This window comes from Xanthomonas sp. NCPPB 901 (assembly GCF_056725085.1).
Map to the genome: position 1 here is coordinate 974,567 of NZ_CM161511.1, position 13,069 is coordinate 987,635.

The 13,069-nt window shown below is 69.4% G+C and carries 11 protein-coding genes; 7 read left to right on the forward strand and 4 right to left on the reverse strand.

Features of this window, described 5'->3' with window-relative positions; translation table 11 throughout:
* Positions 1 to 135 precede the first annotated feature (135 nt).
* Positions 136 to 1,341 carry a D-alanyl-D-alanine carboxypeptidase family protein gene (locus tag AC1PME_RS04030; protein WP_254460396.1) on the forward strand — a complete coding sequence of 402 codons (1,206 nt, stop codon included), beginning with the start codon at positions 136 to 138 and terminating at the stop codon, positions 1,339 to 1,341.
* A 167-nt stretch (positions 1,342 to 1,508) separates the two neighbouring features.
* Here the strand turns inward: AC1PME_RS04030 and AC1PME_RS04035 are convergent, their stop codons facing one another.
* A complete protein-coding gene (locus AC1PME_RS04035; RefSeq protein WP_307548630.1) occupies positions 1,509 to 2,564 on the reverse strand; it encodes a lipid A deacylase LpxR family protein in 1,056 nt (351 codons plus the stop codon).
* 342 nt (positions 2,565 to 2,906) lie between these two features.
* Here AC1PME_RS04035 and AC1PME_RS04040 point away from each other — a divergent pair, with 342 nt between their 5' ends.
* The 4 genes from AC1PME_RS04040 to AC1PME_RS04055 all read left to right on the forward strand — a co-directional run bounded on the left by AC1PME_RS04040 (position 2,907) and on the right by AC1PME_RS04055 (position 7,311).
* Positions 2,907 to 3,185, forward strand: a complete 279-nt coding sequence (locus AC1PME_RS04040; RefSeq protein ID WP_254460398.1) for a YbeD family protein — start codon at positions 2,907 to 2,909, stop codon at positions 3,183 to 3,185.
* Positions 3,173 to 3,880: a lipoyl(octanoyl) transferase LipB gene (lipB, locus tag AC1PME_RS04045; RefSeq protein WP_481097383.1), complete on the forward strand. Its 708-nt coding sequence runs from the start codon at positions 3,173 to 3,175 to the stop codon at positions 3,878 to 3,880. The genes AC1PME_RS04040 and lipB overlap by 13 nt, the downstream gene beginning before the upstream one ends.
* Before the next feature lie 22 nt (positions 3,881 to 3,902).
* Complete coding sequence (lipA, locus tag AC1PME_RS04050; protein WP_254460400.1) at positions 3,903 to 4,913, forward strand: lipoyl synthase; 1,011 nt, start codon at positions 3,903 to 3,905, stop codon at positions 4,911 to 4,913.
* Between the two features lie 220 nt (positions 4,914 to 5,133).
* A complete protein-coding gene (locus AC1PME_RS04055; protein ID WP_254460401.1) occupies positions 5,134 to 7,311 on the forward strand; it encodes a carboxy terminal-processing peptidase in 2,178 nt (725 codons plus the stop codon).
* A 406-nt stretch (positions 7,312 to 7,717) separates the two neighbouring features.
* Here the strand turns inward: AC1PME_RS04055 and AC1PME_RS04060 are convergent, their stop codons facing one another.
* Complete coding sequence (locus tag AC1PME_RS04060) at positions 7,718 to 8,461, reverse strand: sulfite exporter TauE/SafE family protein (protein ID WP_481098066.1); 744 nt, start codon at positions 8,459 to 8,461, stop codon at positions 7,718 to 7,720.
* Between the two features lie 86 nt (positions 8,462 to 8,547).
* Between AC1PME_RS04060 and AC1PME_RS04065 the strand changes: the two genes are divergently transcribed.
* Positions 8,548 to 9,456: a LysR substrate-binding domain-containing protein gene (locus tag AC1PME_RS04065; protein WP_481097384.1), complete on the forward strand. Its 909-nt coding sequence runs from the start codon at positions 8,548 to 8,550 to the stop codon at positions 9,454 to 9,456.
* 263 nt (positions 9,457 to 9,719) lie between these two features.
* On the opposite strand, the gene AC1PME_RS04070 is transcribed toward AC1PME_RS04065, so the two are convergent.
* Together AC1PME_RS04070 and AC1PME_RS04075 are read right to left on the reverse strand one after the other, a co-directional pair.
* Positions 9,720 to 10,601, reverse strand: a complete 882-nt coding sequence (locus AC1PME_RS04070) for an endonuclease/exonuclease/phosphatase family protein (RefSeq protein WP_481097385.1) — start codon at positions 10,599 to 10,601, stop codon at positions 9,720 to 9,722.
* An 86-nt stretch (positions 10,602 to 10,687) separates the two neighbouring features.
* Positions 10,688 to 11,686, reverse strand: a complete 999-nt coding sequence (locus AC1PME_RS04075; RefSeq protein WP_307548642.1) for a glycosyl hydrolase 53 family protein — start codon at positions 11,684 to 11,686, stop codon at positions 10,688 to 10,690.
* A 285-nt stretch (positions 11,687 to 11,971) separates the two neighbouring features.
* On the opposite strand from AC1PME_RS04075, the gene AC1PME_RS04080 reads away from it, so the two are divergent.
* Complete coding sequence (locus AC1PME_RS04080) at positions 11,972 to 13,027, forward strand: bifunctional nicotinamide-nucleotide adenylyltransferase/Nudix hydroxylase (RefSeq protein ID WP_481097386.1); 1,056 nt, start codon at positions 11,972 to 11,974, stop codon at positions 13,025 to 13,027.
* The last annotated feature ends 42 nt before the right edge of the window (positions 13,028 to 13,069 follow it).

A 13,069-nucleotide genomic window follows, 5' to 3' on the forward strand; every position in this document is an offset into this window, starting at 1 on the left:
GTCCCGACGGCTCGCCATGGCCGATGGCTTAACGCCGGTGCGTGGCGGCAGTGCGTGTGCGCCTGCCCGGGCGCCGGCTCGGCCTACAATGTCACGTTTTCCATCGGCCTTCGGGCCCAGCAGGAGTCGTTTTAGATGAAATTCCGCTTCGCCGTCGCTGCCGTGGCCACGTTCGCCGTCGGCCTGGTTTCCGCGCAGACGCCCGGTCCGGTTCCCGCGCCGCCGGCTGCCGCCGCTCCGGCCGCCGTGGCGATCCCGCCCGCGCCGAAGCCGGCCGTGTCCAAGTCCTGGGTGCTGATGGATTACGCCACCGGCCAGGTGCTGGCCGGCGAGAACGAACACGCACGCGTGGCCCCGGCCAGCATCACCAAGGTGATGACCTCGTACGTGATCGCGGCCGAACTGAAGCAGGGCAAGATCACCCGCGACGACCAGGTCATGCTCAGCGAGCGCGCCTGGCGCGAGGGCGGTGCCGGCACCGACGGCAGCTACAGCGGGTTCCCGGTCAACAAGACCGCGCGCCTGGAAGACATGGAAAAGGGCATGGCGATCCAGTCCGGCAACGACGCGGCGATCGCGCTGGCCGAACATACCGCCGGCAGCGAGGAAGCCTTCGCGTCGCTGATGAACGAGTACGCGAAGAAGATCGGCATGACCGGCTCGCACTTCGTCAACGCCCACGGCCTGTCGGCCGAAGGCCACTACACCACCGCCTACGATCTGGCGCTGCTGGGCCGGGCGATGGTGCGCGACTACCCGGAAACCTACGCCTACAACAAGATCAAGGAATTCCGCGTCGGCGACATCACCCAGCCGAACCGCAACCTGCTGCTGTGGCGCGACCCCAGCGTGGACGGCATCAAGACCGGCCACACCTCCGAGGCCGGTTACTGCCTGCTCAGCTCGGCCAAGCGCGGCGACCAGCGCCTGATCGCGGTGGTGATGGGCGACAGCTCCGAGAAGCAGCGCGCCGAGGACAGCCTGGCGCTGCTGAACTGGGGTTTCCGCTTCTTCGAGACCCACAGCCTGTACGAGCCGGGTAAGCAGGTCGCGCAGCAGCGCGTGTGGAAGGGCACCGAGAAGCAGGTGCTGCTGGGCGTGGCGCAGCCGCTTCTGGTCAGCGTGCCGCGCGGCCGCTACAACGAACTGAAGCCGTCGATCGAAGTGCCGAAGACCCTGGAGGCGCCGATCAAGCAGGGCCAGGCGATCGGCATGGTCAAGGTGACCCTGGACGGCAAGGTGGTGGCGCAGGCCCCGCTGGTGGCGCTGAAGGCGGTCGACGAGGCCGGGTTCTTCAAGCGTCTGTGGGACAGCTTCTGGATGTGGTGGGAATCGGAATAAGTTTTGAAAAAAGCCGGCGGAAACGCCGGCTTTTTTCTTGGGAATGGAGAATGGGGAATGGGGAATGGCAAAAGCGGCGTCCCCACGACCTGGCGGATTGGTTGGGAGATGGGAACCCTGCTTTTGCCATTCCCCACTCCCGATTCCCCACTCCCAGCCTCACAGCCTCACAGCTTCCGACTCACCGTAAAACTCCCAAACACCGGCGTCTGCCGCTGCAGGTCGAACTCGCGCGTGCGCCAGTAGCGGGCGAGCGCGAACTTCCATTTGCCGCGCATGACCGCCAGGCCGACGCCGGCGTCGCCCACGAAGGGGCGCTTCTTCACGCTGTGGCTGTCGCGGAAGGTGTTGCCGTCCAGGGTGATGTCGCGCAGCACCCAGCGGCCGTCGCTGGTCACGAACAGGTGCGCCGACCAGCCGCTGCCGAGGCTGCTGGCCGGCGGCGCGACGTTCTCGCCGGCAGGGCGCAGCGGCGAACTGCCGAAATCGTCCGGCAGCTTCCAGCCCAGGCGCAGTTCCATGCCCGCATTGGCGTGAGTGTCGAGCGTGCCCAGCGCGCCGCCCCAGTGGCTGATCGCGTCCCAGCCCCAGCCGTCGCGGCTGCCGTCGCCGGACCAGCGACGCAGGCGTTCGTGCAGCACGCGGAACACCGGTTCGTCGTGCAACTGGTTGTCCCAGCCCTGGAACTTGGCGTCGCCAAGCAGCTCGTGCACCACATCCTGCACCTGCTTGCCCTGCGCCGAGGGGCCGATCAGGCCCAGGGTGAGTTGCGTGGTGCGCAGGCGCTCGTCCTGGCGCGCGTTGTAGCCGATGTTCATCAGCAACAGGCCGGCGTAGGGGCGGTCGTCCTCGATCAGGTCGCGGCGGGTCTTGTCGGTGGGGGTGAACAGCGCCTGCCCGACCGCGAAGGTCATGTTGCGCTGGGTGAAGTCGCTGCTCGGCTGCAGCCAGGTCAGAGCGCGGTTCACCGCCCGCGCCAGCCGTGGCAGGCAGGGGTCGTCGGTGTAGTCGCGCAGATTCGGCGAGACGATGATCAGGCCGAAACCATTGGTATAGCCCTGGTCCTGGCCGGCGCCGCCGAACAGGTCGTTGTCGACGCGGAAGTTGACCGTGGGTGCGGTCGCTTCCAGTGTGTCGCGCGGGCATTGCTCGGTGGCGGCTGCGGGCGCGGCGGCCAGGGCGAGGGCGGCAGCAACCGGAAGAAGCGGGTGCGATGACGGCATGAATGGCGTCTCTGTTCGGAAGAGGGGGGCGGCGCCGCCCGCCCGCCGCCGGCGGCGGGGGTGAACAGCAGGGACCATGAACGCAGCCCGTGCGACAAGGATAGGCAAATGCGCTGTAGCGGACAAATTCGTCCGTTTGGGTTTGTCCGTCCCATTTGCCCGCTTGCCGTGTGAAGGCGGCCGTGCGATGGGCGGAGCTGATAGTCATGCCGACGGGGCAACGGCGACGCCCGCACCTGGCCAGTCGGTGTTCCGTCCGGCGCGGTGCCACGGTCCCCAGGCGCTGCCCGTCCGCGCATGCGCGGCCTTGGGTTTGCCCGGCGCCGGCCCGATAATGCGGACATGGACATCACTTCCGACAACCCCGATCACGGTTTCCAGTTCCCCGGCATCTTCGAACTCAGCGCCATGGGCACCGCCAACACCGGCCTGGAGTCCGAGCTGCCGCGCCTGCTCGTCGCCGCCGGCGTGGAGGTGGTGGAGGAGCGCATCAGCTGGAAGCACTCGTCCAACGGCAAATATGTGTCGGTGCGCATCGCCTTCCGCGCCGTCGACCGCGCCCAGTACGACGCCGCGCACCAGGCGCTGCGCGAACATCCGGAAGTGAAGTGGACGCTGTAGCCGAGGACGCGCCGCTGGCGCCGGCGTGCGCGCTGCCGCCGTGCCGGGTCCGCCAGCTCGGCCGCCAGCCCTACGAGCCGGTGTGGCGGGCGATGCAGCGTTTCACCGACGCGCGCGGCGCGGACACGCCCGACGAGCTGTGGGTGGTCGAACACGAACCGGTGTTCACCCTCGGCCAGGCCGGTAAGCCGGAACACGTGCTGGCGCCCGGCGACATCCCGGTGCTGCAGGTCGATCGCGGCGGCCAGGTCACCTACCACGGCCCCGGCCAGCTGGTGGTGTATCCGCTGCTGGACCTGCGCCGGCTGCACATCGGCGTGCGCGACTACGTGTGCCGGATCGAGCAGGCGATCATCGACACCCTCGACGAGTGGAACATCCTCGGCCAGCGCCGCGACGGCGCGCCGGGTGTCTACGTCGGCGGCGCCAAGGTCGCCGCGCTGGGCATCCGCGTGCGCCGCGGCTGCACCTTCCACGGCCTGTCGTTCAACGTGGCGATGGACCTGGAGCCGTTCCACCGGATCAATCCCTGCGGCTACCAGGGCCTGCAGGTGACCGCGGTGCTAGACTTGGGTGGTCCCTCCGGCATGCAGGCGGTCACGCCGGTCCTGCTGGCCCAACTGGCGCGCCAGTTCGGGCTGACCCTGCAGCCGCTCGACGCCCTGCCCGATCTTTCGCTCACGCACGCGGCCTGACCGCCTGCCCGCCGACCACGCCATGACCCAGCCCAGCGCACGCTCCATTCCCTTGCAGGTCCTTTCCGGCGACAGCGCGCCCGCGCCGCTGCAGACCGGCGTCAAGCAGTTGGGCGGCGACAAGATCGCGCGCTCGCCGGTGCAGTTCGCCGACGCGCCGGTGTTGCGCAAGCCGTCGTGGATCCGCGTGCGCATTCCTTCCGGCAATGCGGTGCAGAATCTGAAGGCCAAGCTGCGCGAGAACCGCCTGGTCACCGTCTGCGAAGAGGCCAGCTGCCCGAACATCCACGAGTGCTTCGGCCATGGCACCGCCACCTTCATGATCCTGGGCGAGGTCTGCACCCGGCGCTGCTCGTTCTGCGATGTCGCGCACGGCCGGCCCAAGCCGCCGGATGCCGGCGAACCGGCCAGCCTGGCGCAGACCGTGGCCGACATGGGCCTGAAGTACGTGGTGGTGACCAGCGTCGACCGCGACGACCTGCGCGACGGCGGCGCCCAGCATTTCGCCGACTGCATCGGCGCGATCCGCGTCGCCGCGCCGGCCACCCGCATCGAGATCCTGACCCCGGACTTCCGCGGCAAGGGCCGCATGGACCGCGCGCTGGAGATCCTGGCGACCAACCCGCCGGACGTGTTCAACCACAACATCGAGACGGTGCCGGACCTGTATCCCAACGTGCGTCCGGGCGCCGACTACCAGTGGTCGCTGACCCTGCTCAAGAAGTTCAAGGCGCAGCATCCGGCCATCGCCACCAAGTCCGGCATCATGCTCGGCCTGGGCGAGACTCTGGAGCAGGTGCAGGCGACCCTGCGCGACCTGCGCGCGCACGACGTGGACATGGTCACCATCGGCCAGTACCTGCAGCCGACCGCGCATCACCACCCGGTGATGCGCTACTGGACGCCGGACGAGTACAAGGCGCTGGAGGAGTACGGCAACGCGCTGGGCTTCAGCCATGTCGCCTCCGGCCCGATGGTGCGTTCCTCCTACCACGCCGATCGCCAGGCCGCCGGCGCCGGCGTCGCCGCCTGAGCCGCCGCTGCGCGCATCGTGCCCTGCCGTCGCGGCGACGCGCGTTCGTCGCCGCGGGACGACCGTCCGCGCGGCCCGCACCGGCAGCGTTCACATTTCTGCGTAAGCCGGCAGCTAGTCTGCTTCATGAACAGGTGACACGGCCTGCAACTTGCGTCACTGTCGTGTTGTCTCACGCGATGTGCTGCCCCCCTGACGGCCTGGTGCCGAGAGTCCCCAGATGAAATTCAAAGCTTCCGCCTTCCTGCTGGCGTTTGCGCTGACCGCACCGCTGGCGCTGTTCGCCCGGACCGATGCGCCCGCGTTGCCGGCCGCTGCCACCGCCGATCAGGCCACCACCGCCAAACTGGTGTACGGCCTGCTCTCCGACAGCCGCTACGCCTACCGGCCGCGCGCCCTCGACGAGGCGACCTCGAAGGAGGTCTTCAAGAAGTATCTGGAGACCCTGGACGGCAGCAAGCAGTTCTTCACCCAGGCCGACGTCGACAAGTTCGCCGGGTTCCAGAACAACTTGGGCGCCGACATCGCCTCCGGCCAGCTGGAACCGGCGTTCCAGATCTTCGCCGTGTACCGGCAGCGGGTGGACGAGCGCATCGCCTACGCGCGCAAGCTGCTCAAGCAGGACTTCAACTTCGACGGCGACGAGAAGTTCGAGTACGACCGCAAGAACGCGCCGTGGGCCAAGGACGACCAGGAACTGGATGCGCTGTGGCGCAAGTCGGTGATGAACGATTGGCTGCGGCTCAAGCTGGCCGGCAAGAAGCCGGAGGACATCCGCAAGACCCTGGACAAGCGCTACGCCAATCTCGACGATTCGGTGAAGGAGCTGAAGAGCGAGGACGTGTTCCAGTTCTTCATGAACGCCTACACCAACACGGTCGATCCGCACACCGACTACTTCACCCCGCGCACCGCCGAGAACTTCAACCAGCAGATGTCGCTGTCGCTGGAAGGCATCGGCGCGCAGCTGCAGAAGCAGGACGACCTGGTGGTGATCCGCGAGGTGATCCCGGGCGGTCCGGCCGCGTTGGACGGCACGCTCAAGCCGGGCGACCGCATCGTCGGCGTCGGCCAGGGCAAGAGCGGTCCGGTCGAGGACGTGATCGGCTGGCGCATCGACGACGTGGTCGCCAAGATCCGCGGCGACAAGGACACCCAGGTGCGCCTGGAATACATCCCGGCCGAGGCCGGCGTGGACGGCAAGCACCGCCAGGTGCTGCTGACCCGGCAGAAGGTGCGCCTGGCCGAACAGGCCGCCAAGGGCGAGACCATCGACCTGCCGGCGAAGGACGGCGAACCGGCGCGGCGCATCGGCGTGATCAAGCTGCCGGCGTTCTACCAGGACTTCGAAGGCCGCCGCCGCAACGCCAAGGACTATGCCTCGGCGACCCGCGACGTGGCCAAGCTGCTGGCCGGGTTCAAGACCGACAAGGTCGACGGCGTGGTGCTGGACCTGCGCAACAACGGCGGCGGTTCGCTGGACGAGGCGATCGAGCTGACCGGCCTGTTCATCGAACAGGGCCCGGTGGTGCAGGTGCGCGAATCCGGCGGCCGCGTCACCGTCAACAGCGACCAGAACCCCGGCGTGGCCTGGGACGGCCCGCTGGCGGTGCTGATCAACCGCGGCTCGGCTTCGGCCTCGGAGATCTTCGCCGGCGCCATCCAGGACTACGGCCGCGGCCTGGTCATCGGCGAGACCAGCTTCGGCAAGGGCACCGTGCAGAACATCGTCGACCTGGACCGCTGGCCGGCCAACGAGACCGACCGCTTCGGCCAGGTCAAGCTGACCATCGCCCAGTTCTTCCGCGTCAGCGGCAGCAGCACCCAGCACAAGGGCGTGGTGCCGGACATCGCCTTCCCGGCCAGCGTCGATGCCACCGAGTTCGGCGAGAGCACCTACGACAACGCCCTGCCGTGGAGCCGCATCGCCGCGGTGCCGCACACCCAGTACGGCAATTTCGCGCCGCTGCTGCCCAAGCTGGAGGCGCTGCACACCACGCGCATCGCCAACGACAAGGAGTTCCAGTGGTGGGAAGAGGACGTGCGCCAGTTCCGCACCGAGGCGGCGAAGAAGTACGTGGTGCTCAACGAGGCCGAGCGCCGCGCCGAGCGTGAGAAGCAGGATGCGCAGCGCAAGCAGCGCCAGGAGATCCGCAAGCAGCTCGGCCTGCCGCTGGATCCGCTGGCCGACGACAGCAGCGACGACGGCCTGACCGGCAACGAGCGCGACATCGTCAAGGACGCCGCGCGCGAGAAGCTGGTCGACAAGCGCCCGGACCCGCTGCTGCGCGAATCGGCCTCGATCCTGGCCGACGCGGTGAACCTGCTGGAGAAGGACCGCCCGCTGTCGGCGCAGGTGCTGCCGCAGTCCACCGGCCCGGGGCGTTGGGCCGACTGAGTCCGCGCTCCACCGCCGCGCGCAAACGGAACGCGCCATCGCCCAGCGGTGGCGCGTTTTTTTTGTGGGAGCGACATCAGGCACCTCCGGCAACTCGTTTCCGCCACACGCACGCCGCATTCAGATCACCCGGTAGGAGCGGCTTCAGCCGCGACGGGCGTTCCCGATAAAGCCTGCCGGGTGAAACCGCGCCTACACGACACGGCCGTCGTTGTTCGAGGTGCCTATCCGTCGCGACGGCGTGACCGACCCCGCCTGTCGCGACGGAAGACCGCCTCGCATTGCGCGCTTGGCCGTGTCCCGGCGGGACGCACCATTGCCTGGTAGGAGCGGCTGCAGCCGCCCCTACAGATGAGGGGCCCGTCGCGATCAGGTCCATCCCCGCATCGTCGCGACCGGCGAGGCCCTAGCCCAGCGCCTGCGACAACTGATGCAACCCCAGTCCCAGCAAGGTCAGGAAGAACACGCGGCGGAACGCACTGGCGGAGATGCGCCGGCGCAGCCGCGCACCCAGCCACATGCCGACGGCGGTGGGCAGCAGCGCCAGCAGCGAGGGACCCAGCGCCTGGGTGGGGAAGGCGCCGTGCGCGACCAGTGCCGCGGCCAGCGCCAGGGTGGCCGCGGCGAAGCAACTGCCCAGGGCGCGCAGCAGCGTGTCCCGCGGCAGGTCCAGCGCCACCAGGTAGGGCAGGACCGGCAACACGAACACGCCGGTGGCGCCGGTCAGCAGGCCGGTCGCCAGGCCCACCGGCGGCCCTGCCCAGCGTGCCTGCGATGGCGACAGTCGCGGCTGCCACCGGCCCAGGCCGAGCAAGGCGTACAGCGCCAGCAACGCGCCCAGGCCGGCGCGCGCCAGCCGCGGGTCGGCGCCGGCCAGGATGCCGGCGCTGCACCAGGTGCCGGCGACGATGCATGCCAGCAGCGGCCACAGCCGCCGCAGCAGCGCGCCGGTGCCGGCGCCCCAGGCCTGTTGCAGGTTGGTCAGCAGGGATGGCAGCGCCAGCAGCGCCGCCGCCTCGGTCGGCGTCAGCCACAGCCCGAGCAGGCCCATCGCCACCGTCGGCAGGCCCATCCCGGCCACGCCCTTGACGCCGCCGGCGAGCAGGAAGACCAGGGCGATCGGCAGCAGGTGCGGTGCGAGGGTGTCCATGGCCTCCAGCATCGGTGCGGCGCGGCGGCCGGACAATGCGCGAATGCTTCAGGCAGACTTCGGCAACGACGAAGGCGGGAGCGCCGATGCACCTGGATTTCACCGATCTGCGGCTGTTCCTGGCGGTGGCCGAGGCCGGCAGCATCACCGCCGGTGCCGAGCGCGCGGCGCTGTCGCTGGCCGCCGCCAGCGCCCGCATCCGCGCGCTGGAGACGCAGCTCGGCGTCGCCCTGTTCGAGCGCGGTCCGCGCGGCGTCGGCCTCACCGCGGCCGGCACCGCGCTGCTGCGGCACGCGCGGCAATTGCTGCGCCAGGCCGAGGCGATGCGCAGCGAACTGGGCGACTACGCCGGCGGTCACCCGACCAGCGTGCGCCTGCTGGCCAATACTGCGGCACTGTCGGAATGGCTGCCGGAGGTGCTGGCCGAGTTCCTGGTGGCGCATCCGCGCGTCGATCTGGCGCTGCGCGAGCAGGGCAGCGTGGCGGCGGCCGAGGCGCTGCGCGAGCAACGCGCCGATCTGGCGGTGATCGCCGACCATGCCGATCTGCAGGGCCTGCAGGCGCACCCGTTCCGGCAGGATCGGCTGGTGCTGGTGGCGGCGGCCGCACACCCGCTGGCACAGGCGCCGCAGCTGCGGCTCTCGGAGGTGTGGCAGGCGCAGTTCCTCGGCCTGGCCGAGGACAGCGCCCTGCAGCAACACCTGCGCACGCAGGCGGCGCGTGCCGGCGGGCAGTTACGCATCCGCGCGCAGGTGCACGGCATCGAACCGCTGTGCCGGATGCTGGCGCGCGGCGCCGGCGTGGCGATCCTGCCGCAGGCGGCGCTGCAGCGGGTCAGCGTACGCGCGCAGCTGGTCGCGGTGCCGCTGCAGGAGCCGTGGGCGCTGCGCCAATTGTCGATCGTCTGGCGGCCGACACCGGTGCCGTCACCGCCGGTGCAGCAGGTGTTGGACTGGTTGTGTGCGCATGCCGACGCTGTCGCGCCGTCAACGTGAGCGGTGATACGCCGACGCCGCGTGGACGCCGGCGATGACGTGCGTTGACGTGCGTTATCGCGGCTCGGCGGGTGGCGGCGTGCCTTGTGGGAACGGCTCCAGCCACGACGGGCTTTGCTGGTGAAGCCCGTCGCGGCTGAAGCCGCTCTTACGGTAGGTGGCCTTAGCCGGACGTTGTCCGGCTGCAATGCGGCGGCTAGACCGGCAAAGGCACAGGCTCCCGCGCCTGCCGATGCGCCTGCGGTCGTGCTCGGGGACCTCGGTCACTGCGGCCAGGCGAACGTGGCGATCACCGGGAAATGGTCCGACGGCCAGTGGCCCTGCGGCCGCGCGTCGAGCGTGGCGTAGTCGGTGGCTTTCAGCCCGCGCGAGAGGATCCAGTCGATGCGCCGGTCCGGGTGGCCGGTGAAGTCGTGGAAGGTCGCTTCCGGCCCCTGCGGCTGCGCGACCTGGGCGCGCGCGTCGGCGAGGCTGGCGGTGAGGGTGCGATAGGTCGGCGAGTCCGGCACCGTGTTGAAGTCGCCGGTCAGCACCACCGGCACGTCCGCCGGCAGCGCCTGCAGGCGCTTCACGATCAGCGCCGCGCCCTTGGCGCGCGCCGCTTCGTCTTCGTCGCGATAGGGCAGGTGGGTGTCGAACAGGTAGAAGCGGCGGCCATCGCCGATGCGCTCGAACAGCCCCCAGTTGACCATGCGCGGCAGCGGATGGCCCCAACTGATGCTACCCAGCACCTCCGGCGTGTCCGACAGCCAGAAGTCGCCCGATTCGACCAGCTTCAACTTGCGGCTGTCGTAGAACACGCCCATGCGCTCGCCGTCGTCCTTGCCGTCGCGGCTGCGGCCGAACCAGCGGTACTCGGGCAGTTGCGCGGCCAGGTAGTCGGCCTGGCGCTCGACCAGCTCCTGGGTGCCGAACACGTCCGGATGCTGCGCGCGGATCAGCGCGGCCATCGCGCTGCGGCGCACCTCCCAGCGCTTGTCGCCGTCGGTGTCGACCGGCACGCGCACGTTGAAGCTCATCACCTTGAGCGGCGCCGGCGCGACAGGCGGCGCCGGCGTGCGCGCCTGCGCCGGTGCGATGCACACGCCCAGCACCAGCAGCAGAGGAAGCGCGAGCTTGCGCGCGAACGGCAGCGACAGCGACATGGCAGATCTCGACAGGAGCGGAGCGCGCGATGGTGGCACGGCGGCGGTGTCGGTGACCACCGCGCGGCGCGCCTGCCGAGCGGCGATCAGTTGAACGCCGACAGCGCCTGGGTCAGCTGCCCGTTGTTGTTGACCGCCCCCATCGTGTAGCCCTGCCAGCCCGGGTAGGCGTCGGGTTCCCAATAGAACACGCCCAGGCCGCGGCTGCCGAGCGCGCGGGTCTTGTTGAGCAGATCGGCCAACATCGCGCGGGTGGTGGCGGCCTGCTGCCAGTCCATGCCGACCTCGCTGACGATCACGTCCGAGCCGTAGCGCGCCACCATGTCCTGCATGTTGCTGGCGATCTGCGCATTGGCGTTCTGCCAGGCGTTGGGTGAAGGGTAGTGCGACATGCCGACCACGTCCCACTTGCCGCCGGCCGATTTGAGGCTGTCGAAGAACCAGCGGAAGGTCGCGTTGTCGTAGCCGTTGGCCAGGTGCACGATCACCTTGGCGTTGGGGTAGACCGACTTGCTGGCGTTGTAGCCGCTGTTGATCAGCTGCGCCAGGTTGCCGAAGTTGGGCGTCTTGCCGTCCGGCCACAGCATGCCGCTGTTGATCTCGTTGCCCACCTGCACCCAGCTCACGTCGATGCCGTTGGACTTGAGATAGGACAGGATGCCGCTGGTGTGCGAGTACACGTCCTTCACCAGCGTGGCGAAGTCGTGGTCGTTCCAGGCCGCCGGCTTGGTCTGCTTGCCGGGATCGGCCCAACTGTCGCTGTAGTGGAAGTCGATCATGATGCGCATGCCCTGCGCCTTGGCCCGCTTGGCCATGTTCAGCGTGTCGGCGCCGTCGTTCCAGCCGCCCTGCGGATTGACCCACACGCGCAGCCGGATCGCGTTGACCCCGGTGCCCTTGAGCAGCGAAAAGAAATCGGTGGTGGCGCCGGAGGCGTTGCGGAACACGTGGCCGCTGCTTTCCTGCTGGTCGATCCAACTGACATCGGCGCCCTTGGCGAAGGTCTGCGCCATGGCCGGCGCGCACAGGCAGGCGAGCAACAACACCAGCAGCCAGGCGGACACGCGCTTGCTCGATCGGTTCATGCGATTCTCGCAGTGATGGGAGGAGGGAAGCAGGGGCGTCGCGCGGCCTCGAACGGCGGCCGGGCGGACGTGCCGGGCTGTCCCCTTGGCCGCGGCGCGCACGAGGCTAGCGCGATCGCCGCGGCGACGCGCGCTGCACTGCAGCGGTGCCGGCGCGGTCTCCGCAGGCGCCGTCTGGATGGCCGATGAATCTGCGCGATGCGTCACTTGACGCGATGCGGCATCGGCGTAGCATTTCGCCTACGCCAAGGGACAGACCCGCGGCGATCCACCCAACCGTGAGGGATGCTCATGGAGTTCGACTATCTCGTGTTCATCGGGCGCTTCGAGCCCTTCCACAACGGCCACGCCGCCGTTGCCCGCCACGCCCTGGCGCGTGGCCGGAAACTCATCTTCCTGATCGGCTCGGCCGAAACCCCCCGCACCATCCGCAATCCGTGGACCGTTGCAGAGCGCAGCGTGATGATCCAGGCCGCGCTCGAGGGCGCCGGCGAGCGGCTGATCCTGCGTCCGCTGCGCGATCACCTGTACAACGAAAGCCAGTGGATCGCCGCGGTGCAGGCGACGGTGGCCGAGGCGGTGCGCAGCGATGGCGGCAGCGCCGAGGCGCGGATCGGCCTGATCGGCATGGACAAGGACGCCAGCAGCTATTACCTGCGCGAGTTCCCGCAGTGGCCGCTGGTCGACGTGCAGCACACCGAGACGCTGTCGGCGACCGAACTGCGCCGTTACCTGTTCGAGGCCGGCAGCATCGATTTCCATGGCGCGCTGCTGATGCTGCGCGGCAATGTGCCGGCGCCGGTGTTCGACATGCTCGAGGCGTTCCGCAAGAACTCGCCGTCGTATGCCGAACTGCTCGCCGAGTACCAGTTCATCGAACAGTACCGCGCGGCCTGGAAGGAGGCGCCGTATCCGCCGACCTTCGTCACCGCCGACGCGGTGGTGGTGCATTCCGGGCACGTGCTGCTGGTGCGCCGCCGCGCGGCCCCGGGCAAGGGCCTGTGGGCGCTGCCGGGCGGCTTCGTCGGCCAGCACGAGAGCATCCTCGATGCCTGCCTGCGCGAACTGCGCGAGGAGACCCGGCTGAAGATCCCGGTGCCGGTGCTCAAGGGCTCGTTGAAGAACCGCCACGTGTTCGATCACCCCGAGCGCAGCCTGCGCGGACGCACCATCACCCATGCCTTCCACTTCGAGTTCGTGTTCGGCGAGCTGCCCGAGGTGCGCGGCGGCGACGACGCCGACAAGGCGCGCTGGGTGCCGGTCAGCGAAGTGCTGGGCATGGGCCCGAAACTGTTCGAAGACCACCTGCACCTGCTCGAATTCTTCCTGGGCCGCGGCTGACGCGGCCTCCCGGCTGGCGGACAGACCGCCGGCTTTCCCAGA

Coding starts and splice junctions, on each gene's coding strand:
- AC1PME_RS04040 (WP_254460398.1), top strand. CDS start 2,907: ATGGACATCACTTCCGACAACCCCGATCACGGTTTCCAGTTCCCCGGC.
- AC1PME_RS04055 (WP_254460401.1), top strand. CDS start 5,134: ATGAAATTCAAAGCTTCCGCCTTCCTGCTGGCGTTTGCGCTGACCGCA.
- lipA (WP_254460400.1), top strand. CDS start 3,903: ATGACCCAGCCCAGCGCACGCTCCATTCCCTTGCAGGTCCTTTCCGGC.
- AC1PME_RS04060 (WP_481098066.1), bottom strand. CDS start 8,461: ATGGACACCCTCGCACCGCACCTGCTGCCGATCGCCCTGGTCTTCCTG.
- AC1PME_RS04080 (WP_481097386.1), top strand. CDS start 11,972: ATGCTCATGGAGTTCGACTATCTCGTGTTCATCGGGCGCTTCGAGCCC.
- AC1PME_RS04075 (WP_307548642.1), bottom strand. CDS start 11,686: ATGAACCGATCGAGCAAGCGCGTGTCCGCCTGGCTGCTGGTGTTGTTG.
- AC1PME_RS04030 (WP_254460396.1), top strand. CDS start 136: ATGAAATTCCGCTTCGCCGTCGCTGCCGTGGCCACGTTCGCCGTCGGC.
- AC1PME_RS04065 (WP_481097384.1), top strand. CDS start 8,548: ATGCACCTGGATTTCACCGATCTGCGGCTGTTCCTGGCGGTGGCCGAG.
- AC1PME_RS04070 (WP_481097385.1), bottom strand. CDS start 10,601: ATGTCGCTGTCGCTGCCGTTCGCGCGCAAGCTCGCGCTTCCTCTGCTG.
- AC1PME_RS04035 (WP_307548630.1), bottom strand. CDS start 2,564: ATGCCGTCATCGCACCCGCTTCTTCCGGTTGCTGCCGCCCTCGCCCTG.